We start from the raw sequence: 25426 nt of genomic DNA on the forward strand, positions 1-25426 counted from the left end.
TGTCTACCGCCAAACCCGAGACTCCGTGACCACCACTTCGACCTCGCATGACGCCGTACCCGTGCCGCGCGGCACGCTGATGATCCAGGGCACCACGTCCGATGCCGGCAAGAGCACGCTGGTCGCCGGTTTGTGCCGGCTCGCGCGCCGCGCCGGGGTGCGGGTCGCACCGTTCAAGCCGCAGAACATGGCGCTCAACAGCGCGGTGACGGTGGACGGCGGCGAGATCGGCCGCGCTCAGGCTTTGCAGGCGGTGGCAGCGGGCATTGCCGCGCACACCGATCTGAACCCCGTGCTGCTCAAGCCGACCAGCGACCGCGGCGCGCAGGTGATCATCCACGGCAAGGCGCGCATGAATCTCGACGCGCGTGCGTATCACGACTACAAGCCCGTCGCCTTTGAAGCGGTGCTGCAATCGTATGCGCGTCTGCAGGCGGCGTACGACACGATCTTTGTCGAAGGCGCGGGCAGCCCGGCCGAAATCAATCTGCGCGACCGCGATATCGCCAACATGGGTTTTGCGGAGGCCGTGGATTGCCCGGTCGTGCTGGTGGCCGATATCGATCGCGGCGGGGTGTTCGCCCACCTCACGGGCACGCTTGCTTGTCTGTCGGCGAGCGAGCAGGCGCGGGTGCGCGGTTTCATCATCAATCGCTTTCGCGGCGACATCAGTTTGCTGCAACCTGGTTTGGACTGGCTGGAGGCGCAGACCGGCAAGCCGGTGCTCGGTGTCGTGCCTTACCTGCACGGTCTGACGCTGGACGCGGAAGACATGCTGCCGCCCGAATTGCGCGCGGCGCACAGTGGCGGCGCGGCGCGCATGCTGCGGGTGGTCGTGCCGGTGCTGCCGCACATCAGTAATCACACGGATTTCGACGCTTTGCGCGCGCATCCGCAGGTCGATTTTCATTACGTGCGAAGCGGCACGCCGTTGCCGCCGGCCGATCTGATCATTCTGCCGGGCTCGAAGAACGTGCCCGGCGACCTGGCATTTCTGCGCGCGCAAGGCTGGGATGCGGTGCTGCAAAAGCACTTGCGCTATGGCGGCCGGGTGATCGGCATTTGCGGCGGCATGCAGATGCTGGGGCGCGAAGTGGCCGATCCGCATGGCGTGGAGGGCGCGCCGGGCACGTCCGCGGGACTCGGCTGGCTCGATTACTCGACGGTGCTCACGCGCGACAAGACGCTGAAGAACGTGACCGGCCGCCTCGCGTTGCCCGGCTCGCCGGAAGTGGCCGGCTACGAAATCCATATGGGCGAGACTCACGGGCCGGCGCTGGACACGCCCGCTTTGCAACTGGGCGACGCGCGGGATACGCGCCCCGACGGCGCGATCTCCGCCGATGGCCAGATTCTCGCTACCTATGTTCACGGCCTGTTCGACACACCGTCCGCCTGTGCCGCGTTGCTCGCGTGGGCCGGTTTGAGCGATGCCGAGGCAATCGATTACCCGGCGTTGCGCGAGGCGTCGCTGGAACGCCTCGCGGACACGCTCGCCGAGCACCTCGATCTGCCGAGACTTTTTGCTGCGATAGGTTGATCAGCGTCAACGAGTAAGGCTGGATTAGATCCTATTGGGAAATAATCAAAGCTTGGGTGGTAGTTTTTCGCTTCATATGGTTCGAATAGAGTGCTCACATCGACGGCCGTTTTCCGTGCCGTCTCTCTCTTCGAGGACCTGTCATGAACCCGAACCGTTCCGCCGATCTGGCCGCTCTACTCCTTCGCGTCGCCCTGGGCGTGCTCTATCTCGCTCACAGTCTGCAAAAGATTTTCGTCTTCACTCTGCCGGGCACGGCGCAGTTCTTCGTCTCGCTGGGCTTGCCGGGCTGGCTCGGCTATGTGACGGCATTCGTCGAACTGTTCGGCGGCATTGCGCTGCTGCTCGGCGTGCAGGTCCGCTGGGTCGCGCTCGTGCTGCTGCCGTTCATGCTCGGCGCGATGTCGCAGCATCTTCAAAATGGCTGGGGTTTTGCGTCGCCGCACGGCGGCTGGGAATATCCGGCGTTCTGGGCGGTGACGTTGGTGGTGCAGGCGCTGCTCGGCGGCGGGGCGCTGTCGTTCGCTGGGGTGAAGGCGCCACGGGCGGTGGCCGCCTGAGCGGTTAGCTGGATCGTTGAAAAGGCACGCGCCGAAAGGCCGCGTGCCTTTTTTCATGGCGCCGTCCTACCGTCGCCCCATCAATACAAAACGATCTGCGTACACCGGAACAACGCCATCGTCTTGCCCTTCGGATCCGTGACCGTGGCGTCCCACACTTGCGTGCTGCGTCCCAGATGCACGCTCTTCGCGACCGCGCGGATCGTCCCCTCGGTCGCCGTGCCGAGAAAATTGCTTTTCACCTCGATGGTCGTGAAATTGCGCGCCGTCTCTGGCAAATGCGCGAGGCAGGCGTAGCCGCAGGCGGTGTCGGCGAGGCCGATCACGGTCGCGGCATGCAAAAAGCCGTTCGGCGCGAGCAACTCCTTGCGCACGGTCAATTCCGCGATCAACTCGCCTTCGTCCAGCGACAGGACATGCACGCCCAGCAGGCCGGGCAGCGAGCCCTTCTGGCGTTCGTGAAGGCGTTCGACGGTGTATTCCGGGCGCAGTTTGCTCATGAGATTCGGGTCCTGGTTGGATAAATCGGCAGCGCACGGTGGGCAATTAGCCGTCAGGGGCTTCGGCCAACGTGCATTTGTCGATATTATCAACGGCTGAATCGGCAGGTGTGCCTGAAAACCGGTCCGGTTCCGGGCACACTTGCGCATGTCAGAGCAATACGCGGCAAACCGGCTGGCCGGGCCCAGCCTTCTTTCCGGGAGAATTCATGACGGTGATCGTGGTGGCGAATCCGAAGGGCGGCGTGGGCAAAAGCACGCTGTCGACCAATCTGGCCGGCTATTTCGCCGCGGCCGGCGAATGGGTCGCGCTGGCGGACCTGGACAAGCAGCAGTCCGCGCACGCGTGGCTGTCGCTGCGGCCCGACACGCTGCCGGCCATCGAGACCTGGGAAGTCAATCTGGACGAACCGGTCAAGCCGCCCAAAGGGCTGGAGCACGCTGTCGTCGACACCCCGGCCGGCCTGCACGGCAATCGCCTCGGCATCGCGCTGGATCTGGCCGACAAGGTGATCGTGCCGCTCCAGCCGTCCATGTTCGATATTCTCGCCACTCAGGAATTCCTCGAGCGGCTGGCCAAGGAGAAGGCGGTCAGAAAAGGCGCCATCGAAATCGGTGTGGTCGGCATGCGCGTGGATGCGCGCACGCGCTCGGCGGAGCAACTGCATCGCTTTGTCGAGGGGCTGAAGCTGCCGGTGCTGGGTTTTTTGCGCGACACGCAGAATTACGTGCAACTGGCGGCCCACGGGCTGACTTTGTGGGACGTCGCGAAAAGCCGTGTGGAGAAGGATCTGGAGCAGTGGCAGCCGATCATCGACTGGACTAGCGGAGCCGGCAAGAAGGGTTGAGGCGGCAGGGCTGGTGGCCGCGCCGCCTGCCGGATCAGGCCGTACAGGCAGTGAATTCCCTCGCGGATCGCCTGCGGGGCAGGCGTGTCAGCGAACTACAGAGCGGGACGATGAAGCTAGGCTACGGCGCTGAACGAAAGAGCTGGACGACAGAGCTGAACGACAGAGCTGAACGACAGAGCTGAACGACAGAGCGTTCAGGTCCAGTTCTGCGTCGGCACGTGATCGCGGCTGCCCTTGATCTTGTTGTTGTCGTCCACGAATACCAGGTCTGGCTTCCAGCCGGCCTTCAGTTCCGCTTCATCCACCACCGCGAACGCCGCGATGATCACCAGGTCGCCCAGCTGCGCGCGCCGCGCGGCCGAACCGTTCAGCGAGATCATGCCGCTGCCGCGCTCGCCCTTGATCGCGTAGGTCGAGAAACGCTCGCCGTTGTTGATGTTCCAGATGTCGATCCGCTCGTTTTCGACGATGTTCGCCGCTTCCAGCAAATCTTCGTCGATCGCGCACGAACCTTCGTAGTGCAGTTCGCAATGCGTGACCGCGACGCGGTGGATCTTCGACTTCAGCATGTTGCGTTGCATGACCAATCCTGTGTGATTTCTTATGCGTGTCGACGTCTGTCCAAGACGACTTCAGATTTCGAGGTTGTCAATAAGACGAGTGGCGCCGAGCTTGGCGGCAGCCAGCACGACCAGTTCCTCGTTCGCGTCTTGCGGACCCGGCGGCAGCAGGTTCGAACGCTTGCGCACCGCGATGTAGTCGGGTTGCCAGCCGCGCGCGGCCAACGCCGCCATCGCCGCCTGTTCGATCTTCCTGAAGTCGCGCTCGCCGCCGAGCACGGCTTCGCGCACGCGGTTCAGTTCAGCGGCCAGCACCGGCGCCTCGGCGCGTTCGGCGGCCTGCAGATAGCGATTGCGCGAGCTGAGCGCGAGGCCGTCGGCGTCACGCACGGTTTCGGCGGCGATGATGTCGGTGGGCAGCGCAAACTGGTTGCACATGCGGCGCACGATCATCAACTGCTGGTAATCCTTCTTGCCGAACACCGCGACGCGCGGCTGCACGCACGACATCAGCTTCATCACGACCGTGCACACGCCCTGGAAGAAGCCCGGCCGGAATTCGCCTTCGAGGATGTCGCCCAGATCGTGCGGCGGATGCACGCGGTACTCCTGCGGCTCCGGATAGAGGTCTCGCTCCGTCGGCGCGAACAGCACGTAGACGTTTTCCTTCTGGAGCTTTTCGATGTCCGCTTCCATCGTGCGCGGGTATTTGTCGAAATCCTCGTTCGGACCGAACTGCAGCCGGTTGACGAAGATGCTCGCCACGACCGGATCGCCGTGCTGACGCGCGAGACGCATCAGCGACAGATGGCCCTCGTGCAGATTGCCCATGGTCGGCACAAAGGCGGTGCGATTCTGGCCGCGCAACTGGTCGCGCAATTCATGGATCGAGCTGATGACTTTCATGATCGGACAGGGATTTCCTCGCGCGGCGCGAGACTGGGTGGACGCAAAACCCTAAGGAATCGCGCGGGCCGCCGCCTCACTGGTAATGACAGGTTCGGAGCGCGGGATTGTAGTGGATTTGAGCGGCTGCCGCACCGAAAAGAGGCTTACTCTCCCGTGCAGCGGAATTGTGCCCCGTTTGAGGGCCTCAGGCGGGCAGATAGGCGAGGCGCACATAGATCGGCGCGAACGGTTCCGCCTGGGTGATTTCGACGAGCGATTCGCGGCACAGTTCGAGCACGGCGATGAAATTCACCACCACCACCGGCACGCCTTTGCTCGTGTCGAACAGGTCGGAGAACTCGACGAAGCGGGCGTTTTGCAGTTGCCGCAGGATCGAGCTCATATGCTCGCGCACCGAAAGCTCTTCGCGCGAAATCTTGTGATGCTGGACCAGCTTGGCGCGCTTGATCACGTCGGCCCACGCGGCGCGCAGGTCTTCGCTGTTCACGTCGGGAAAACGCGGCGTGATGCTTTGCTCGATATAAACCTCGGCGCGCAGGAAATCGCGCCCGAGCTGCGGCAACTGGTCGATGCGCTGCGCGGCGAGCTTCATCTGCTCGTATTCGAGCAGGCGCCGCACGAGTTCGGCACGCGGATCTTCGGCTTCTTCGCCGCTGTCGGCCTTTTTCACCGGCAGCAGCATGCGCGATTTGATCTCGATCAGCATCGCGGCCATGAGCAGATACTCGGACGCGAGTTCGAGATTGGTCTGGCGCAACTGATCGACGTAGCCCAGATATTGCACCGTGACGTCCGCCATCGGAATGTCGAGCACGTTGAAGTTCTGCTTGCGGATCAGGTACAGCAGCAGATCCAGCGGTCCTTCGAACGTTTCGAGAAACACCTCGAGCGCATCCGGCGGAATGTACAGATCCGTCGGCATCTTGAAGAGCGGCTCGCCGTACAGGCGTGCAAAAGCAATGCCGTCGACGGTGTCGGGTGTCGAATCGGTGGCGGGCGCGGCTAGCGCGGCGTCGGCGGGGGCCGGCGGTGCGCCGTGTGCCTCGTCGGCGTGACTCACGCGCTTAGAAGTTTTGATAGTACGAGTAAGGCGTCTGTTCTACGCGCGAAGCTTTCTGCTCGGCGCGTTCCTCGAGATCGATCGGCTGTTTGTCCCACAGCAGCGCGCGGCCGCGGCGTTGTTCGGCTTCCAGATTGGGTTTCTGTTGCTTGAGCTGGTTCAGGAACTGGGTGATGTCCGATTGATACATGGCTCGACGTCCGTGGTATGGAAATTGGCGGCTGCCCGGCGGTCATTCGCCAGACACCACTGCTATCCGATAATTTTACCGCATGCGCGGCGCGCGGTCGAAAAACGGCGGCAGTGCCGGGCGGCCGGCGCACCAGAATGTCCGGAACCCGTGCGGCGCGGCGGGCGTCAAAGGCGGGCGCGGCGCCGGCAGGGTGGCTTGCAGGCGGCGTTGGGTTTGCGTCAAGAGTGGCTGCGAGGCGGCGTTGGGTTCGCGTCCAAGGTGGCTCGGAGGCCGCGTTGGGTTTGCGTCGAGGCGGCTTGGAAGTGGCGTCATCGCTGCGGTATCTCCGTCCTATCCATTGCTTTCACCTGACGCGGGCGTCAGGGTGCTGCGCGGCGAGTCGCGGCGCGCGCGAACCGGACGGGGAGGCCCGTCCGCACGCCGCGGACGCATTTTTAGAGATCTCGCGGCAGCTCGCCGATGTGGTCAAATAGCGAGCTTCGGCCGCCGCAGCGCGCCCGAGAGATAAAATTCATCAACCACGGCCGGAGGTCCTGTTTGGCGGGGTGTGCGATCGACAAGCCGCGGCTGCGGCGCGGCAAGGCCGGTGACGGGCATGGGCTTGTCACGCCCATGCGGCACTGGCTGCGCGCGTGGCTGGCATTCGGCCTCGTCATGCTGACGCTGGCGGCCGGCAACGCTCATGCGGCGAAAGCCGCGGCCAGCTACAAGGTCGATATCGAAGCCACGCCGCGCGCTCTTCGCAAACTGCTCGAAGCCCATCTGGATATCGCGCGTTTCGCCAAACGTCCCGATATCAGCGACGACCAGTTCGAGTTTCTGATCACCGCCACGCCTCAGCAGGTGCGTGATCTGGCTTCCACGCAGGGCTATTTCACGCCGGTCGTGCGCACCGACGTGCGCACCGTCGACGATACGAAACGCGTCACGGTGAGCGTCGATCCCGGCCCGCAAACCCTCATCACGTCGATTTCGCTGTCGTTTCGCGGGCCGGTGCTGACCGAGGATCCGGCGCAGGAGAATGCCGCACGCTTCGCGTTTTCGTTGCACGAAGGCGATCCGTTCTCACAAGGCGAGTGGGACGACGCGAAAAATGCGTCGCTCAAGGCCTTGCAGTCGCGCCGCTATCTGGGCGCGAAGATTTACCACTCGGAGGCGCGCGTCGATCCGCGCACGCACGAGGCGAAACTGTCGGTTACGTACGAAAGCGGGCCGACCTTCACGATGGGCAAGCTCGACGTATCCGGCACGCGGCGCTACCCGGAACAGATCGTCGACAATGTGAACCCGATTTCGGTGGGCGATATTTACGACGTGCAGCGCGTCGCCGAATTACAGCGCCAGTTGCAAAACACGCCGTACTACGCGAGCGTCGCGATCGACGTGGATAGCGACCCCGCCAAACCGGTCGAGACGCCCATGCACGTGAAGGTGTCGGAGTATCCGTACAACAGCATTCGCGGCGGCGTAGGCTATTCGACGGACAACGGCCCGCTGGTCCAGGGCGCCTATTCGTACCTCGACACGTTCGGCAAAGCGTGGCCGTTCACGGTCCAGGGCCGCGTCGACCAGGTTCAGCAATACGGGCAAATCGAACTCTCCATGCCACCTGGGCAGCGTGCGTGGACCAACAGCATGCTGGCGTCCTACACCACGACCGACGTTTCCGATACGCGTATCTACAGTATTCGCGGCGGCGTGCAGCGAGCCCGGACCTCGCAATTCATCGACTACAACTACGCGCTGCTGTTCTACCAGGACCGGCTCGATCAGAATTCGGCCGCGCCGACTACGAGCCGCGCGCTGGTGCCGTCCTGGTCGTGGACCCGGCGCAACACCGACGACCCGCTGTTCCCGCGCAAGGGCAACCTGATTCACGTCGAGGCAGGCTTCGCGGTCAAAGGCGTGCTCACCGACCAGACCTTCATCCGCGGCTACGCGCGCGGTCAGCAGTATCTGCCGATCGGCAAGGAAGACCTCGTGCTGATTCGCGCCGAACTCGGCGGCGTGTTTACGAGCGGCAGTTCGAGCGGTATTCCGGCGTCGCTGCTGTTTCGCGCGGGCGGTTCGAATTCGGTGCGCGGCTATAGCTATCAGAGCATCGGTAATAACGTCGATGGTTCGGTGCTGCCCACCAAGTATCTCGTCACGGCGACCGCCGAATATCAGCATTGGTTCAACCACGACTGGGGCGCGGCCGCGTTCTTCGACGTCGGCACCGCCACCGACACGTGGGGCGAAAAAGTCTTTTATCCGGGCGTAGGCGTTGGGGCGCGCTGGCGCAGTCCGGTCGGCCCGGTCAACGTCGATGTCGCCTACGGGATTCGCAACAGGAGCGTGCGACCGTACCTGACGCTCGGCATTGCCTTCTGATGGAAACCTGCTTCTACATGATCCCCGCATGACCACGGACGTTTCCGCCCAACCTCCCGCGCAGCCGCCCGGTGCTCCACCAGGAGAGCCGTCCGGACAGCAGCCGCCACCCGAGCCGCCGAGGAGGCGCAGGCTCGGCCGGCTGCTGCTGAAAACATTCGCGTGGACGGTGGCCGTGGTGGTGCTGTTGCTGGCGTTGGCGGTGGGTTTGCTGTACGGCGCGCTGACGACCGAGCGCGGTACCGCCTATGCATGGCAGGCGGCGGTGAAGCTGCTGGGCGGCAAGCTGAGCGGCACGCTCGAAAGCGGCGCGCTCGCCAACGGCCTGCAATTGCGCCAGGTGCGCTGGCGCAGCCTCGACGGCAGCGGCACCGATATCCAGATCGACCGCGTGGCGGGCCGCTGGGCACTCACACGCGAACCGTGGCGGTTCACCATCGAGTATCTGCATGTCGGCACGGTGGACGCGCGCATCGGCGCATCGTCGTCGAGCAGCGGGCCGATGAAGCTGCCGCAAGACTTGCGCTTGCCCATGCAGCTCGACGTCCGCGATGTCCAGCTCGACAAACTACTGCTGCATCAGGGCGCGTCGACGACCGAATTGTCGCGCTTCGTGTTCCATGGCCGCAGCGACGGGCGCCATCACGAGGCCGCGATCGAGCGGCTGGATACGCCGTTCGGCGCGGTGACGGCGGCGGCCAGACTCGACGGCGTGCGGCCGTTTCCGCTGAGCGGGGACGTCGGCTATTCGGGCAAGGTCAACAACGAGGCGGTGCAGGTGGGCGGCCATCTGAGCGGCTCGCTGGAAAATCTCATCGCTGAACTCGATGCGAGCGGCATGAAGCTCGCGGGTCACGCGAGGGTCGAGGCCGAGCCTTTCGGCGACGTGCCTTTACAGCGCGCCACGCTGACTTTCGATCACATCAATCCGCAGGCCTTTGCGCCCGGCGCGCCGCAGGCCGATCTGGCCGTGCGGGCGGAATTGCAGCCGGTCGGGCAGGGTGCAGACGTGGCGGGGAAGAGCGAGGCGGGTGCGGCCAGCACAGCACAGCCTCCCGTTGCCGCAAACGGCAAACACGGCGCTCAGTCCCACGCGTCCGGCAAAAGCACCGCCGGGTTCGCGGTTGCCGGGCATGTTTCGATCGTCAACGCCAAACCCGGCGCGATCGACCAGAACCTGCTGCCGCTGATCGACGCCAACGCGGACGTGCGACTCGACGCCCAGACGCAGCGCATCTCGAACCTGAACGTGCGCCTCGTGAAGAGCGCCACGCTCACCGGCGGCGGCGCGCTGAGCGGCAAGCGCGGACAGTTCGATCTGCGGGTCGCCGGGCTCGACCTGAACGCACTGCAAGCGACGGTGCGGCCTACGCAGCTTTCCGGTCCCATCGGCATCCGCCTGAACGACGACGTGCAAAGTCTCACGCTCGACCTGGCCGACCCGAAAGCGGCGCTACGTGCCCAGGGCAAGATCACCTTCGATCCAGCCCGTATGAGCTTCAACGACGTGCGCATCACGTCGGGCAAAGGCCGCATCGATCTATCCGGCGCCCTCAAGCACGACGCGAATTCCACCTACAACGTGAAAGCGCAACTGACCGATTTCGATCCGTTGACGCTGGCTTCGCAGATGCCGTCGCGCACGCCGGTGGCCGGCCCGGCGCCGGCGGCGAGCAGTGCGAAAAAGAGCGCAAGCGCGGAGGCCGCGGCGCAAGCCGGCAGTACCGCCGGCGCGAAAAGCGCCGCGCCCGCTGACAAAGCCGCCGCCGCCGTGAAAAACACCGCGAAGGCGGCAGTCAAAACCGAAGTGGTCCAGCGCAAAACGCCGTCGCCGAAACGCGGCGCGCCACCTGCCCGCAAGATCGAGGCGCGCGTGAACGGCACGCTCACCGCGGCCGGCATGCTCGGGCCGGTCTTCACGACCAAGGCCGACTTCAAGCTCGGTCCGAGTGTGTACGACGGCCTGCCGCTAACCGGCGGCGGCACGATTCAACTGGCGGGCTCGCGCATTCTGCCGAGCCGCGCGAACCTCTCGGTGGCGGGCAACCAGGTGGATCTGCAAGGCAGCTTCGGCGCGCGCGGCGACCGGCTGAAGTTTCGCGTCGATGCGCCGGAACTGGAGCGCCTCGGCTTCGGCCTGGCGGGACTCGTCGCTGCGGATGGCGACGTCACCGGCTCGTTCGCGCATCCGAATGTGGTGCTGAACTACAAGGCGGACAGCGTGGTGTTCAGCAGCAACCGCGTCGGTCATGCGGAAGGGCACGCTGAATTGCGCGACGGCGCGAACGGCGCGCTCGTCTTCACCACCGACGCGCGCAATCTCAGCGCGGGCGGCGTCGATCTGAGCACGCTCACGGCGCGTTTGTCCGGCACGCGCGCGAATCACACGCTCGAGGCCGCGGCCACCGGCAAGCTGCAGGACCGTCCGCTCGATCTCACGCTCGCCGCCAACGGCAAGCTGACCGAAGCGCGCGACGGCACGCGCTGGGACGGCACCGTCACCCGCCTGCAGAATCGCGGCACGCCTTCGCTGAATCTGGAGTCGCCGCTCGCCGTCAGCGCCGGGCCAAGCCACCTGACGCTCGGGGCAACGAGGCTCACGCTCGAAGGCGCGGTACTGAGCCTGAAAACCTTCGCCTTCGACCATGGGAAGATTCAGTCGACGGGCAGCCTGACGGGCATTTCGGCCGTGAGGTTGCAGGATCTGCGGCGCGAGATCACCGGTGAGCCGCCCGTCGTCAAAACCGATCTGGTGTTCGACGGCGATTGGGACTTCGCGCTCGGCAGCACGGCGAGCGGCCATATCCAGCTGAAGCGCCGCAGCGGCGACGTCACGGTGGAAATCGGCCGGGGTCTCGCTTCGCTGGGTATCGCGGATATCACCGCGCGCGCCGAGTTCAGCGGCGGCAATCGCCTCAACGCCACCGTGCACGCGCAGGCGAGCCGCATCGGCGTGATCGACGCGGATGCGCACACCACGCTGGTCATGCGCGACGGCTTCCTGACCGTCAGCGAAGAGGGCGCGCTGACCGGCAATGTGAATGCCAATGTGCCGTCGCTGAAAACGACCGGCGGCCTGTTCGGTCCGAGCTATCTGCTCGACGGGCACCTCGCGCTCAAGCTCGCGCTCGGCGGCACCGTCGCCAAACCGAACCTGACCGGCTCGCTGCTCGGCGAGGGCCTTTCCGCGACGATGGTCGACCAGGGCGTGCAGTTGAAGGACGGCGTGGTGCGCATCGCGCTGTCGCACAATCTGGTCGACTTCCAGCAGGTCGAATTTCATGGCGCGAGCGGCACGCTGCGCGCAACGGGCCGCGTGCGTCTGGACGGCGCCGAGCCGGACCTGACTGCGAGCATTGTTGCGGACAAGCTCGAACTGTTCGCGGCGCCGGATCGTAATCTGTCGCTGTCGGGCAGCGCCAGCGTGGCGAATGGCGGGACGCTGGGCGGTATGGAGATCAACGGCAAATTCATGGTCGATCACGCGTTGTTCGATATGCCGGAGCAGTCCGCGCCGAAGCTCGGCGACGACGTGGTGGTGGTGCGTCCCGACGGGTCGGTGGCGGGCGAACGGACACGGCCCGTGGCGGGCACCAACAAGCCGATCGGCCCGTTCGCGCCGCGCGCCAATATCGACATCAACCTCGGCAACAGCTTCCGTTTCCGCGGGCAGGGCGCCGATCTGGGCCTGAGCGGCACGATCACCGCCATGAGCGCGCCGAATCTGCCGCTGCGCGCGGTGGGGAACGTGCGTGTCACGCCGGGTTCGACCTACACCGCGTTCGGCCGCAAGCTCAACATCGAGAACGGCTTTTTCACGTTCAACGGTCCGGTGGCCAATCCCGGCATCAACATCCTCGCCATGCGCCGCAATCAGCAGGTGGAGGCGGGCGTGCAGGTCACGGGCACGGTTCAGTTCCCGACCGCGAAGCTTGTGTCGGAGCCGAGCGTGCCGGACAACGAAAAGCTCTCGTGGCTGCTATTCGGTCACGGCACGGATCAGGGCAACAACCTGGGTCAGCAGAGCACCATGACCACGGCGCTCGCGTTGCTCGGCAGCGCGAGCGGCAAGCGGATTGCGCAGACCTTCGGGCTGGACGAGTTTTCGATCGGCCGAAGCGAAGTCGGACTGACCGATCCGCAAGTCGTGATGGTGTCGAAGGCGATCAACGAGTGGCTCGTGATCGGCTACGAACAGGGGCTGCAATCGGCGAGCAATGCGATCAAGGCGACGGTCAACCTCACGCGCTACTGGTCGGTCGCGGCTTACGGCGGCACGTTCGACGGCGTCGATCTGCTCTATACGCGTCGCTTCGACCGGATCCGTTGGTGAGGCGCGTAATGCGGACTTGAACCGCCGCGCCCAGGCAAAAAAAAACGGCACGCCCTTTGGAGCGTGCCGTTTTCATTCGTGCCTGCGGCGTGAGCCGCCGCGCGCTTTACTTCACGCGCATGCCCGGCTTCGCGCCGCTATCCGGTTCGAGCACGTAGAGGCCCGGTTCGGCTTTCTCGTCGGTCGCGGAGGCGGCCAGCACCATGCCTTCGGACATGCCGAACTTCATCTTGCGCGGCGCGAGGTTGGCCACCATGACCGTCAGCTTGCCGACCAGTTGCTCCGGCTGATACGCGGACTTGATGCCCGAAAACACGTTGCGGGTTTTCTCCTCGCCGACGTCGAGCGTGAGTTGCAGCAGCTTGTCCGACCCTTCCACCGCCTTGCAGTCGACGATCTTCGCAATGCGCAAATCGATCTTCGCGAAGTCGTCGATCGAGATGATGCCGGGCGTTTCGTCGTTGGCTGCGGCCGCTTTGGTTGCCTTCGATTTGGACTTGGCGTCGGCCGGCGCGGCGGCTGTCGGCGTAGCTTGCAGCGAGTCACGATTGGCCGCGATCAGCGCTTCGATCTGCTTCGGATCGACGCGCGTCATCAGATGCTTGTACGCGTTGATCGGCCGGGTGGAACTGAGCGGCACGTTGGCGTCCGCCCACACCAGCGGCTCGATGCCGAGGAAGCCTTCGACCGCTTCGGCGAGCTTCGGCAGCACCGGCTTGAGCGCCAGCGACAACAGGCGGAAGGCTTCAATGCTCACGGTGCACGTTTCGTGCAGCGCGACGCCGTTCGCCGGGTCTTTGGCCTGATCCCACGGCTTGGCCGTGTCGACGTACGCATTCACGGCGTCGGCCAGTTCCATGGTCTGACGCAGCGCGCGGTTGTACTCGCGGGCTTCGTAGTTCGCGGCGATTTGCGGCACGGCGGCGCGCAACGAGGCGAGCAGCGGATGCTGCATCGCGCTGTCCTGCACGCGGCCGTCGAAGCGCTTGATCAGGAACCCGGCGGCGCGGCTCGCGATGTTCACGTACTTGCCGACCAGATCGCTGTTCACGCGCGCCTGGAAGTCGTCGAGGTTCAGGTCGAGGTCTTCCATCGTGCTGTTCAGCTTGGCCGCGAAGTAGTAGCGCAGCCATTCCGGATTCAGGCCCGTTTCGATCACGCTTTGCGCGGTGATGAAGGTGCCGCGCGATTTCGACATCTTCGCGCCGTCCACGGTCAGGAAGCCGTGTGCGAACACGTTGGTCGGCGTGCGGTGGCCCGAAAACTCGAGCATGGCCGGCCAGAACAGCGTGTGGAAATACAGAATGTCCTTGCCGATGAAGTGATACTGCTCGGCCTTCGAACCCTTGCGGACCCACGCGTCGAAATCCAGACCGCGCTTTTCGGCGAGGTTCTTGAAGCTCGCGTAATAGCCGACCGGCGCGTCCAGCCACACGTAGAAATACTTGCCCGGCGCGCCCGGAATTTCGAAACCGAAATACGGCGCGTCGCGCGAGATGTCCCAGTCGGCAAGCTTGGCTTCGCCGGCGTCGCCGAGCCACTCGCGCATCTTGTTGGTGGCTTCCGGCTGTGCCAGACCGCCCACCCACGCGCGCAGGAAATTCTCGCAACGCGGATCGGAGAGACGGAAAAAGTAGTGCGTCGAGGTCTTGCGAATCGGCGTGGCGCCCGAAACGACCGAGTACGGATTGATCAGTTCGGTGGGCAGATAAGTCGAACCGCATACTTCGCAGCTGTCGCCGTACTGGTCTTTCGCGCCGCACTTCGGGCATTCGCCCTTGATGAAGCGATCCGGCAGGAACATTTCCTTGACCGGGTCATACGCCTGTTCGATGTCGCGCGCGTCGATCAGGCCGGCTTCCTTGAGCGCCAGATAGACGTTTTCGCTGAGAACGCGGTTCTCTTCGGAGTCGGTCGAATAGTAATTGTCGAACGAAATCCCGAAGCTGTCGAAATCGCGCTTGTGTTCCTGCCAGACGCGGTCGATCAGCTGCTTCGGCGTGAGACCCTCTTTCTCCGCGCGCAGCATGACCGGCGTGCCGTGCGTGTCGTCGGCGCCAACGTAGTAGACCTCGTGCCCGTGCATTCGCAACGTCCGGACCCAGATGTCCGTCTGGATATATTCGACCAGATGGCCAATATGGATTTGCCCGTTCGCATACGGAAGGGCCGACGTGACGAGAATCTGGCGGCGGCCTGAGGGCGCGCCTACGGAGAGATCGGTTGCGGGTGCTGACATAAGGATGATGGGAGCCTGCGGTGGGACGAAGGGTTGATTCTAGCAGGGGAGGCACCCGGCGCGGGGCGGGCCGGGTGGGGCGCGGCCTGAGTCGTTGCCGGCCAGGACGGTATGTGCCCGGGAGGACTTCCACCGTGCGTAAACCGAGCGCCCAAAAAAAACCGGGGCTATTAACCCCGGAGCAACAACGACAAGAGGAGAATGGTGACGCGGCGGCATCGCCAGCCACGTACCGTAAAGACAGACAGCGGATTTTCCGCAGAGTTCGAAATTTTTTTCGTTCTCGTGCGAGATTCCTTTCTCCCGCCTTCCACGGCTTTCTCAAGCAGAGCGCTCGCGGGCGCTGCAGCCCCGGCGAGCGGTTTCCTCAATCTCCTCAAGTACTGTGCTTATTGCGTGGCGTGCTGAGCCGTGGCGCGCAGATAGATTTCCACGCGGCGGTTTGCTGCACGGCCGGCTTCGGTGTTGTTGTCGGCGATCGGCTGGGTTTGGCCCATGCCTTGTGCCGACAGGCGCTGCGGCGCGACGCCGCGCTGGCCCAGGTAGCCCGTCACGCTTTCGGCGCGGTTGACCGACAGCGTCTGGTTGTAGGCCGGCTGGCCCGTGCTATCCGTGTGGCCGACCACCTGAGCGATCAGTTCCGGATTTTGCTGCATGGTTTGCGACAGTTGGTCCAGCACCGGCGCGAACGACGGCTTGACTGCGTAGCTGTTGGTGTCGAACGTCACCGAGCTCGGAATGTTCAGCTTGAGCGAGCCGTCCGGTTGTTCGGTGATCTGCGTGCCGGTGCCCTTGGTGGCGCCCGACAGCTTGTTGTGAATGGCTTGCCAGTTGTAGCCGGTAATGCCGCCCACCGCCGCGCCGACACCCGCGCCGATCGCCGCGCCCTTGCCGCCGCCGAAGATGGCGCCCAGCGCCGCACCAGTCCCGGCGCCCACCCCCGTACCTACCGCCGTATTGGTGCCCTGTTGGGTGGCGCAACCTGCCAGAAATGAACCGGCAACGGCAAAGACAGCCAGGCGAGTCATGATTTTTGCATTCATTTTTAATTCCTCTTGAGTAAAGCGAGTCAGGCAAAAAAGGCGGCGACAAGCGACCAATCTATACGGCGAACATGACGGCAGTAAAGCCGTCGGCTCGATAATAGGAGAAGTCCTACACCTGATTCAGCCTCGGTCCGACAGTGAAGAAGGGTCTTCCGGCAAGGCGTGGCGCCAGCCACTACAATGGTGGCTGAAGCACGCAGCGATGCGGCCCCATTGCGTTCCGCCTGCCCGAAGGGTGCCCGGCGCACCGGGTTTTCGCAATGCTGTCTAACAATTTCTTTCAAATTCCGGCGCGTGGCCGAGACTTCGATTCCGCTGCGCCGCAGGTGTTCCCCACGGAGTGTCAATGAGTATCGATCGGGCTTTGGTCGACGCTGCCCTCGCGGCCGTCGCTGACCCCAACACCGGCCGGCCGTACGCGGCGGCCAGGAACGTCAAGAACGTCGCCGTGCAGGGTGACACGGTTAGCGTCGAGGTGGTACTCGGCTATCCGGCCATGCGTCAGTTCGACGCTATCCGCGCGCAGTTCGCCGATGCGCTGCGCGCCGTGCCCGGTGTGGCCGACGTGCAGGTGCAGGTGTCGCAGCAGATCGCCGCGCATACCGTGCAGCGCGGCGTGAAACTGTTGCCGAACGTCAAGAATATCGTCGCGGTGGCGTCGGGCAAGGGCGGTGTGGGCAAGAGCACCACCGCCGTGAACCTGGCTTTGGCACTGGCGAGCGAAGGCGCATCCGTCGGCATTCTCGACGCGGACATCTACGGCCCGTCGTTGCCCATGATGCTTGGCATCGTCGGACGCCCGGAGTCGCCCGACGAAAAGTCGATGAACCCGATGACCGGTCACGGTCTGCAGGCCAACTCGATCGGCTTTCTGATCGAGCAGGACAACCCGATGGTGTGGCGCGGCCCGATGGCCACTTCCGCGCTGGAACAGCTGCTGCGGCAGACCAACTGGCACGATCTCGACTATCTGATCGTCGACATGCCGCCGGGCACCGGCGATATCCAGCTGACCCTCTCGCAACGCGTGCCGGTGACGGGCGCCGTGATCGTCACGACGCCGCAGGATATCGCGCTGCTCGACGCGAAGAAGGGCCTCAAGATGTTCGAAAAGGTCGGCATTCCGATTCTCGGCATTGTCGAGAACATGGGCATGCATATCTGCTCGAACTGCGGCCACGAAGAGCATATCTTCGGCGCCGGCGGCGGCGAGCGCATGGGCAAGGAATACGGCGTCGACGTGCTCGGCAGCCTGCCGCTCGACATCGCGATCCGCGAGCAGGCCGACTCCGGCAAACCGACCGTGGTGGCAGACCCGCAGGGCCGTATCGCGGAGATCTACCGGTCGATCGCGCGCAAGGTGGCGATCCATATCGCCGAGCGCGCGCGCGACATGACGTCGAAGTTTCCCAACATCGTCGTGCAGAACACCTGAGAAAACGCTGGGGCGCTCTTGACAGCTCTTCGGACACGGGCCCAAGGCGTCTGTTTGCGCCTGGTCTCGCGGTATCATGTCGACTTCACGAGTTCGGCTCGGCGGCCGCAGGGGCGGCCACCAGGCCGGCAAGAGGATCGCATGGGAAAACGAATCGACGGGCAGGCGGTGCATGCGTTCATCGTCCTGGCTGCCACCAGTGTGCTGTTATGCGGCTGCAGCGCGTTCCTGAGACCACAGGAAAAACGCGCCGACGCGCAGCTGCTGCCCACCGTGGGCAATCAGGCGCGCGGCCTCGTCACGTTCATCGAGCGCTCGGACGGCGTGCAGGTCACATACAATCTCGCGGGCATGCCGCCCAATAGCGACCACGCATTGCAAGTGCACGAACGCGGCGACTGCAATGCCGCGGACGGCTCCAGTGCGGGCCAGGTGTTCTCGCCGGCCGCCGAGCGTCTGAAAACCGGCGCGCGGGTCGAAGGTGATCTCGGCAACATTCACGCGGACGCGAACGGTGTGGCCACGGGCTTCATCGTCGCGCCGGACGTCTCTCTGGACGGCATCCGTTCGGTGCTGCAGCGCGCGGTTCTGCTGCATCACGACGCGACCGATCCGTACGCCTACCCGCAGCATGGCGCGGGCCCCGCGCTCGCTTGCGGATTGATTCGTCAATGAGTCGCCAGATCAGCCGCGAATGAACCGCGAACGCGCCGCGCAGTCGCGGGCGGTGCGCCTCGCGAGTGCTCGGCAAGGCGGTCTCGAGACAGGCCCAGAAAGCGTTCCCGGCCCCACCCGCAGCAGCATTCTCACTATCGCGTAAAATAAGCGCCTTTCGTTCGGCTGCCCGGCCGGAGTGCCCGCCCTGGCCACGCTGCCACGGCATTCAGCCGGGAGCGTAGCGCGTCTGAACGGCACGCCGTCAGGGCCCGCACCCGCCAGTGAGCGTAGTGCGGGCGCGCACGCAGTTAGCCCCAAGTGACCCGGGACTTACCGGGTTGTTATCCGTCACACCCCTGTCATTCACGTCGAGCAGCGTTCACCTATGACTATCAAATCCGACAAGTGGATCCGGCGCATGGCCGAGTCGCACAAGATGATCGAGCCGTTTGCGCCCGATCAGGTTCGCGTCTCCGAAGACGGCCGGAAGATTGTCAGCTACGGCACGTCGAGCTACGGCTACGACATCCGCTGCGCCGACGAATTCAAGATCTTCACGAACATCAACTCGACCATTGTCGATCCGAAGAATTTCGACGAGAAGTCGTTCGTCGACTTCAAGGGCGATGTCTGCATCATCCCGCCGAATTCGTTCGCGCTCGCGCGCACGGTCGAGTATTTCCGCATTCCGCGCAGCGTCCTGACCGTGTGTCTGGGCAAGTCCACGTATGCGCGTTGCGGGATCATCGTCAACGTGACGCCGTTCGAGCCGGAATGGGAAGGGCACGTCACGCTCGAATTCTCGAATACGACACCTTTGCCTGCGAAAATCTACGCGAACGAAGGCGTCGCTCAAGTGCTGTTTTTCGAAAGCGACGAGATTTGTGAAACGTCGTACGCGGATCGCGGCGGCAAATATCAAGGCCAGCACGGCGTCACGTTGCCGAGAACGTGACGTCCGCAGCGTACTGAACCACCAGCCATACCGGGTGACCGCTGCAATTGACACAATGCAGCGGTCGTTCTTTTTGGAGAATCGCCCATGAAGTTTCGTTTTCCCGTCGTCATCATCGACGAAGATTTCCGCTCCGAGAACATCTCGGGTTCCGGCATCCGGGCTCTGGCCGAAGCCATCGAGAAAGAAGGCGCGGAAGTGCTCGGGTTGACGAGCTACGGCGATCTGACCTCGTTCGCGCAGCAGTCGAGCCGCGCCTCGTGCTTCATCCTTTCGATCGACGACGACGAGCTGCTGCCGTACGTCGATAACGTGGTGGTGGAAGGCGAGACGCCGGAGCTTGCGGCCGCGATCGTCGCGCTGCGCGCGTTCGTGACCGAAGTGCGCCGCCGCAACGCCGACATTCCGATCTTCCTGTACGGTGAAACGCGCACCTCGCGCCACCTGCCGAACGACATCCTGCGCGAACTGCACGGCTTCATCCACATGTTCGAGGACACGCCGGAGTTCGTCGCGCGCCATATCATCCGCGAAACGAAGGTGTATCTGGATTCGCTCGCGCCGCCGTTCTTCAAGGAACTGGTGCAGTACGCGGACGAAGGCTCCTACTCGTGGCACTGCCCGGGACACTCGGGCGGCGTCGCGTTTCTGAAGAGCCCGCTCGGCCAGATGTTCCATCAGTTCTTCGGCGAGAACATGCTGCGCGCGGACGTGTGCAATGCCGTCGACGAACTCGGCCAGCTGCTCGATCACACCGGACCGGTGGCGGCTTCTGAACGCAACGCCGCGCGCATCTTCAGCGCTGACCACGTGTTCTTCGTGACCAACGGCACGTCCACGTCGAACAAGATCGTCTGGCATGGCACCGTCGCGCCGGGCGACATCGTGCTGGTGGACCGCAACTGTCACAAATCGATCCTGCACGCGATCACCATGACCGGCGCGATTCCGGTGTTCCTCACGCCGACGCGCAACAACTTCGGCATCATCGGGCCGATTCCGCGCAGCGAGTTCGAGCCGGAAAACATCAAGAAGAAGATCCTCGCGAACCCGTTCGCCCGCGAAGCCCTCGCGAAGAATCCGGAGCTCAAGCCGCGCATTCTGACCATCACGCAAAGCACGTACGACGGCGTGATCTACAACGTCGAGATGATCAAGGAAATGCTCGGCGACTGGCTCGATACGCTGCACTTCGACGAAGCCTGGCTGCCGCACGCCGAATTCCACGAGTTCTATCAGGACATGCACGCGATCGGCGCGGGCCGTCCGCGCATCGGCGCGCTGGTGTTCGCCACGCACTCCACGCACAAGTTGCTGGCCGGCATTTCGCAGGCTTCGCAGATCGTCGTGCAGGATTCGAAGAACAGCCGCTTCGACAAGCATCGCTTCAATGAAGCGTATCTGATGCATACGTCCACCAGCCCGCAGTACGCGATCATCGCCTCGTGCGACGTGGCCGCGGCGATGATGGAAGCGCCGGGCGGCACCGCGCTGGTCGAAGAGTCGATCGCGGAAGCGCTCGACTTCCGCCGCGCGATGAGCAAGGTCGACGCCGAATACGGCGACGACTGGTTCTTCAAGGTGTGGGGCCCGGAGACGTTCGCCGAAGAAGGCATCGGCTCGCGCGAAGACTGGATGCTGCGCCCGAACGACGCGTGGCACGGTTTCGGCCCGCTCGCCGAAGGCTTCAACATGCTCGACCCGATCAAGGCGACGATCGTCACGCCGGGTCTGGATATGGACGGCGGCTTCGGCGAGTCAGGCATTCCGGCCGCGATCGTCACGAAGTATCTGGCCGAGCACGGCATCATCGTCGAGAAGACCGGGCTGTATTCGTTCTTCATCATGTTCACGATCGGCATCACCAAGGGCCGCTGGAACTCGATGGTCACCGAACTGCAGCAGTTCAAGGACGACTACGACAACAACCAGCCGCTGTGGCGCGTGCTGCCCGAGTTCGTCTCGCATCACCCGATGTACGAGCGCGTCGGCCTGCGCGATCTGTGCGAGCAGATTCACAGCGTCTACCGTGCGAACGACATCGCGCGTCTCACGACCGAGATGTACCTGTCGAGCATGGAACCGGCCATGAAGCCGTCGGATGCGTTCGCCAAGCTCGCGCACCGCGAGATCGACCGTGTGCCTATCGACGAACTCGAAGGCCGCGTCACGTCGATCCTGTTGACGCCGTATCCGCCGGGCATTCCGCTGCTGATTCCGGGCGAGCGCTTCAACAAGACCATCGTCAACTATCTGCGTTTCGCGCGCGAGTTCAACGAGCGCTTCCCGGGTTTCCACACGGACATCCACGGGCTTGTCGGCGAAACGATCAACGGGCGCATCGAATACTTCGTCGATTGCGTGCGCGGCTGACGATGCGGCAAGTGACGTCCCCGTCGGGCGCCCGCGCCGCGCGCCGCGTGGTTTGCGCGCTGTCGCTGGTCGCGGCGGCGGTATTCGGCGCGGCGTCGTTGCCGGCGCATGCCGAAGTCGCCGCCGCCGATCCGATCGATGCGTCGATGCGCGCGTGCCTCGCGCGCAGCGACATGTCGTCGACGGCGGGGCAGGTGCAGTGCATGGACAACGCGCGGATCGGCTGGAAGACCGCGTTGGACAATGCATGGCAGCAGCTTCAGCAGAAGTTGCCGCCCGCGCAGCGTAAGCAGTGGGAAAAGAGCCAGGCGAGCTGGCAGGCGTCACGCGACGCCGAGAAGCAGTTGCTCGCGGCGGTGTTCGCCACGACGCACGGCTCCATGTACGTGCTCGCCGAAGCCGATATGCAGTTGCAGCCGGTACGCGACCGCGCGCTCGTGCTGCGCAGCGCGGTTGCGAAGGCGAACGCGGCCGGCGATCCGCCGCGCCGGGTGCGTGCCTGCGGTGCGGACGCGCAGTGCGAACACGCCATGTTCGATCTGAACCGCTACTACCGCCGCTTGCAGTCGAAGATGCCGACGCGAACGCGTCCCACGTTGACGCGCGCGCAGAAGGCGTGGACCGCGTACCTGAATGCCACGACGCCGGTGATCGACGAGCGCGGCCGCATCGATATCATCGGCGCGCGGGTGGCGACGCTCAAGCGCTTGTCGGAAACAGCCGGCAACAGTTGAGCATGCGTTGGGCGGCGCGCTTCAGTTGAGGCGCGCTCAATTGAGTATGTAGCCTTCGGCTTCCGGGTTCGGCAACGGGAGAGCCGGTTCGCCGAGCAGGTCGCGCATGGAGTCCTCGATCACCGTCGACATCATGTGAAGTGCGAGGTCGTTGTCGTCGGTGCCGAAAGGCTCTTCGATCTGCGACGCAATGGCTTCGTGCGCCATGAACGTGTACGCCACGAACACCGCGAACACGGGCGTGAAGATGCCGATGCTGTCCACCAGTCCGAACGGCAAGGACGCGCAGAAGAAATACACCGTGCGGTGAATCATCACCGAGTAGGCGAACGGCAGCGGCGTCGAAGCGATGCGCTCGCATCCGCCGATCACATCCGAAAGTCCATTCAAATTCCGATCGAAAGCGATGACCGCCATCGGATCGATCGCGCCTGCGCGAGCCTGTCGTTGCACCCATTCGCCAAGGTAGAGCATCAAGGTGGCCGGCTTGTAGCGCGACGCCATGACGCGCTCGAAAAGCGCTTGCGGCAGTCGTGCGGCGAGGTCTTCGTGCGGGTCGCTGTTGCGCAGCTGATGACGCAGCGCGTGGGGAAGGGCGCTGAGCGCGGTGAAAAATTCCCGGACGTCTTCTTTCGGCAACGGCCGGGATGGCAAGGTGAGCACCTGGCGGATGAGCGAGCGCGACTCGTTCAGCAGTTGTCCCCAAAGCTTGCGAGCTTCCCACCAGCGGTCGTAGCTGGCGTTGTTCCGGAAGCCGAGAAAAACCGCGAGCGCAATGCCGATCAAGGAGAACGGCGCGGTGGTGTTGAGATTCAGCGAGATCGGCAGCAGATGGTCATGAGCCGCCACGGCCACGATCGAAATGCAGAAGATCAAAAAGAGGCGCGGGAGCAATCGCGGCAGGACTGAGCCTTGCCAGGCGAGCAGCATGCGAAACCAATGGAGATGCGGGCGGATGATCATTGGGGTGTTTTTTTGCGCCTGAGGCCGCGGGATGCCTATTATCGCTTTTTTGTGTTTCGAGTTTTGCGGCTTTAAAGCCCCAGACAAACCGCCCCCGCCGCAACGATCACGCACGCGAGCCAGCGCTGTGCGCTGACTGTTTCGCGCAGCAACACCCGCCCGATCAGCACCGCGAACACCACGCTGGTCTCGCGCAACGCCGATACCGCGCCCATCGCGCCCGACTGCATCGCCCAGATCACGATGCCATATGCCGCGATCGACACCAGGCCACCGGCGAGCGAGGAGCCCACGGCCATCGGCGCCACCCGAACCGGTGCCCACAGCGCCGAGCTTCCGCGCATCGCGATGAACAACACGGGCATCAGCCAATAGAACAGGAACATCCACGCGGTATAGGCGAGTGCGCGGCCGTCCGATAACCGCACGCCCATGCCGTCGACCACGGTATAGAGCGCGATCGTCGCGCCGGTTGTCAGCGCGGCCAGCGCACTCGCGCGCGATACACGCCCCCCCTGCAGCGCGATTGCGATGATGCCGCCGGAGATCATCACGATCCCGAGCGCGTGCAAGGGGCCGATCGCTTCGTGAGCGAAGAGCGCCGCGCCGAGCGTGACGAGCAGCGGTGATGAGCCGCGCGCGATCGGATACGCTTGCGCCAGATCGCTGCGCCGGTACGCCCGCACGAGGGTCGCGTTGTAGACGATATGCAAGAGCCCCGACGCGACGATATACGGCCAGGCCGCGCCGCTCGGCGACGGCGTGAACAGGACCACGAGCGTGGCGACCGCCGCGATGGCGATGCTCATCCACGTCATGGAGAGGAAGCGGTCCCGGTTGCCGTGCAGCATCGCATTCCAGCTTGCGTGGAGCAGGGCGGCAACCAGAACGAGACCGCCGGTATAACTGAGCATTGGGGCTCCAGACTCGAAAGGGTGCGGGAGATTGCGCGCCGCGAAAGGCAAGAAGTGGCCGTCCGATGTTCTCGCTGACCGTTTATGGCTGTCGCCGCTCAAATCGGCCGTGCAGCAAGCAGGATATCTATCTTGTCGTTCGTCAACAAACGAGATAAATTGGGTCATCGTGTTAGATAAACTATCGTGAATGAAACGGGTTCTGCCTCCACTCAATGCATTGCGTGCCTTCGAAGCTGCAGGGCGGCTCGGCAGTTTCAAGGAAGCGGCAGCCGAATTGCACGTCACGCACGGAGCCGTAAGTCAGCACGTGCGTCTGCTCGAGGAGTGGCTGGGCGCACCGTTATTCGAACGGCACAACCGGCGTGTGGCGCTGACTCCCGCGGCGCGGGCGTACCTGGAGGAAATCGGTCCGTTGTTCGAGCAGTTGTCGCAAGCAACGGCGAGATATGGCTTCCCCGCAACGCTCTCGCGAACCTTGACCGTGAATGCGCCCGCCACGTTCACGCTGCGCTGGCTGGTGCCGCGACTGGCCTCGTTCCGAGCCGAGCATCCGGACGTGGAGGTCAACGTGGTGACCTCGAACGAGTCGGCGGAGAGTCTGAAAGATGTCTATGACATCGTCATCCGGGGTGGTCCGGATACGTTCTATGGCTATTCGATGCGGCCATTCCTGTCCGAAGAGCGGATCCCGGTCTGTAGTCCGGCGCTATTGCAGCGACTGCCGCTTCGAATACCCGACGATATGCGGCAGCATACGTTGCTGCACACGTCGAGTCTTCCGCGGCTTTGGCCGGACTGGCTGGCAAGCGCAAAGCTTCCCGAACTCAGGCCGGCTGCCGCGCTCACTTTCGACCATTTCTATCTGACGTTGCAGGCTGCCATCGACGGGATAGGCATTGCGATGGGGCCGACTGCGCTGGTATCCGACGATCTTGCAGCTGGCCGGCTTGTCGCGCCTTTCGCTGGGCCGCGTCTGCCGTCGCGGAGCTATTGCACCTATGTTCCGGATGGCAAGTCCGCCGACGACCTGGTCGTGCTGTTCCGCTCATGGCTGGAACGCGAGGGAATGCGGTCCCAAACTGCGACGCCGTGCCAAAACGCGGACTAGTTGAGCGATCTGCCGGCAGAGTGTCCGGCTTTCTCAAGCGTACTCGCAACGAGTAGGCGCGAGCTGCGACTCGACTATCAACTCATGGTATCCGACAGCGTCTGTCTGACGCATGGCTCG

At 64.0% G+C, this 25426-nt stretch carries 20 protein-coding genes; 11 read left to right on the forward strand and 9 right to left on the reverse strand.

Annotation, left to right across the window (positions count from 1 at the left end):
- Window positions 1–79: 79 nt before the first annotated feature.
- On the forward strand, window positions 80–1540 hold the full coding sequence (locus P0D68_RS05730) for a cobyric acid synthase (protein ID WP_408299360.1): 1461 nt from the start codon (window positions 80–82) through the stop codon (window positions 1538–1540).
- A gap of 143 nt (window positions 1541–1683) precedes the next feature.
- Window positions 1684–2100: a DoxX family protein gene (locus P0D68_RS05735; RefSeq protein WP_091796431.1), complete on the forward strand. Its 417-nt coding sequence runs from the start codon at window positions 1684–1686 to the stop codon at window positions 2098–2100.
- A gap of 80 nt (window positions 2101–2180) precedes the next feature.
- Here P0D68_RS05735 and P0D68_RS05740 read toward each other — a convergent pair whose 3' ends face one another.
- Complete coding sequence (locus P0D68_RS05740) at window positions 2181–2600, reverse strand: PaaI family thioesterase (RefSeq protein ID WP_091796430.1); 420 nt, start codon at window positions 2598–2600, stop codon at window positions 2181–2183.
- A 209-nt stretch (window positions 2601–2809) separates the two neighbouring features.
- On the opposite strand from P0D68_RS05740, the gene P0D68_RS05745 reads away from it, so the two are divergent.
- A complete protein-coding gene (locus P0D68_RS05745) occupies window positions 2810–3448 on the forward strand; it encodes a ParA family protein (RefSeq protein WP_408299269.1) in 639 nt (212 codons plus the stop codon).
- Between the two features lie 197 nt (window positions 3449–3645).
- On the opposite strand, the gene panD is transcribed toward P0D68_RS05745, so the two are convergent.
- The 4 genes from panD to P0D68_RS05765 form a co-directional block, all read right to left on the reverse strand.
- Complete coding sequence (gene panD / locus P0D68_RS05750; RefSeq protein WP_012432059.1) at window positions 3646–4032, reverse strand: aspartate 1-decarboxylase; 387 nt, start codon at window positions 4030–4032, stop codon at window positions 3646–3648.
- A 51-nt stretch (window positions 4033–4083) separates the two neighbouring features.
- The gene (gene panC / locus P0D68_RS05755; protein ID WP_091796428.1) at window positions 4084–4917 is read right to left on the reverse strand and encodes a pantoate--beta-alanine ligase; all 834 of its coding nucleotides are present in this window, start codon (window positions 4915–4917) and stop codon (window positions 4084–4086) included.
- Between the two features lie 187 nt (window positions 4918–5104).
- A complete protein-coding gene (locus P0D68_RS05760) occupies window positions 5105–5980 on the reverse strand; it encodes a segregation and condensation protein A (RefSeq protein ID WP_408186369.1) in 876 nt (291 codons plus the stop codon).
- A 4-nt stretch (window positions 5981–5984) separates the two neighbouring features.
- Window positions 5985–6170 carry a DUF3460 family protein gene (locus tag P0D68_RS05765; protein ID WP_007175923.1) on the reverse strand — a complete coding sequence of 62 codons (186 nt, stop codon included), beginning with the start codon at window positions 6168–6170 and terminating at the stop codon, window positions 5985–5987.
- Window positions 6171–6710: 540 nt separating this feature from the next.
- On the opposite strand from P0D68_RS05765, the gene P0D68_RS05770 reads away from it, so the two are divergent.
- Window positions 6711–8546, forward strand: coding sequence for an autotransporter assembly complex protein TamA (locus P0D68_RS05770; RefSeq protein WP_408299272.1), 1836 nt, complete (start codon window positions 6711–6713; stop codon window positions 8544–8546).
- A gap of 28 nt (window positions 8547–8574) precedes the next feature.
- A complete protein-coding gene (locus P0D68_RS05775) occupies window positions 8575–12879 on the forward strand; it encodes a translocation/assembly module TamB domain-containing protein (RefSeq protein WP_408299274.1) in 4305 nt (1434 codons plus the stop codon).
- A 106-nt stretch (window positions 12880–12985) separates the two neighbouring features.
- On the opposite strand, the gene metG is transcribed toward P0D68_RS05775, so the two are convergent.
- Both metG and P0D68_RS05785 read right to left on the reverse strand, forming a co-directional pair.
- On the reverse strand, window positions 12986–15118 hold the full coding sequence (gene metG / locus P0D68_RS05780) for a methionine--tRNA ligase (RefSeq protein WP_408299276.1): 2133 nt from the start codon (window positions 15116–15118) through the stop codon (window positions 12986–12988).
- Window positions 15119–15507: 389 nt separating this feature from the next.
- The gene (locus tag P0D68_RS05785; RefSeq protein WP_408299278.1) at window positions 15508–16161 is read right to left on the reverse strand and encodes a YiaD family glycine zipper/OmpA-like lipoprotein; all 654 of its coding nucleotides are present in this window, start codon (window positions 16159–16161) and stop codon (window positions 15508–15510) included.
- A 349-nt stretch (window positions 16162–16510) separates the two neighbouring features.
- Here P0D68_RS05785 and apbC point away from each other — a divergent pair, with 349 nt between their 5' ends.
- The 5 genes from apbC to P0D68_RS05810 all read left to right on the forward strand — a co-directional run bounded on the left by apbC (window position 16511) and on the right by P0D68_RS05810 (window position 22318).
- Complete coding sequence (gene apbC / locus P0D68_RS05790) at window positions 16511–17599, forward strand: iron-sulfur cluster carrier protein ApbC (RefSeq protein ID WP_408186365.1); 1089 nt, start codon at window positions 16511–16513, stop codon at window positions 17597–17599.
- Between the two features lie 141 nt (window positions 17600–17740).
- Entirely contained in the window at window positions 17741–18274 is a 534-nt protein-coding gene (locus P0D68_RS05795) for a superoxide dismutase family protein (RefSeq protein ID WP_007175917.1), read from the forward strand.
- Window positions 18275–18641: 367 nt separating this feature from the next.
- A complete protein-coding gene (gene dcd, locus P0D68_RS05800; RefSeq protein ID WP_007175915.1) occupies window positions 18642–19211 on the forward strand; it encodes a dCTP deaminase in 570 nt (189 codons plus the stop codon).
- A gap of 87 nt (window positions 19212–19298) precedes the next feature.
- Window positions 19299–21584 (forward strand): arginine/lysine/ornithine decarboxylase, encoded by a 2286-nt coding sequence (locus P0D68_RS05805; protein ID WP_091796420.1) that lies wholly within the window; start codon window positions 19299–19301, stop codon window positions 21582–21584.
- Between the two features lie 2 nt (window positions 21585–21586).
- Window positions 21587–22318 (forward strand): lysozyme inhibitor LprI family protein, encoded by a 732-nt coding sequence (locus tag P0D68_RS05810; RefSeq protein ID WP_408299282.1) that lies wholly within the window; start codon window positions 21587–21589, stop codon window positions 22316–22318.
- A gap of 36 nt (window positions 22319–22354) precedes the next feature.
- On the opposite strand, the gene P0D68_RS05815 is transcribed toward P0D68_RS05810, so the two are convergent.
- The gene (locus P0D68_RS05815; RefSeq protein ID WP_408299284.1) at window positions 22355–23281 is read right to left on the reverse strand and encodes a bestrophin family protein; all 927 of its coding nucleotides are present in this window, start codon (window positions 23279–23281) and stop codon (window positions 22355–22357) included.
- Window positions 23282–23352: 71 nt separating this feature from the next.
- On the reverse strand, window positions 23353–24195 hold the full coding sequence (locus P0D68_RS05820; RefSeq protein ID WP_091796417.1) for an EamA family transporter: 843 nt from the start codon (window positions 24193–24195) through the stop codon (window positions 23353–23355).
- Window positions 24196–24385: 190 nt separating this feature from the next.
- Here P0D68_RS05820 and gcvA point away from each other — a divergent pair, with 190 nt between their 5' ends.
- On the forward strand, window positions 24386–25306 hold the full coding sequence (gene gcvA, locus P0D68_RS05825; protein ID WP_408299286.1) for a transcriptional regulator GcvA: 921 nt from the start codon (window positions 24386–24388) through the stop codon (window positions 25304–25306).
- The last annotated feature ends 120 nt before the right edge of the window (window positions 25307–25426 follow it).

The sequence above is a fragment of the Paraburkholderia sp. RL17-380-BIE-A genome, assembly GCF_046028085.1.
In the GTDB taxonomy this organism is placed as follows: Bacteria; Pseudomonadota; Gammaproteobacteria; order Burkholderiales; family Burkholderiaceae; genus Paraburkholderia.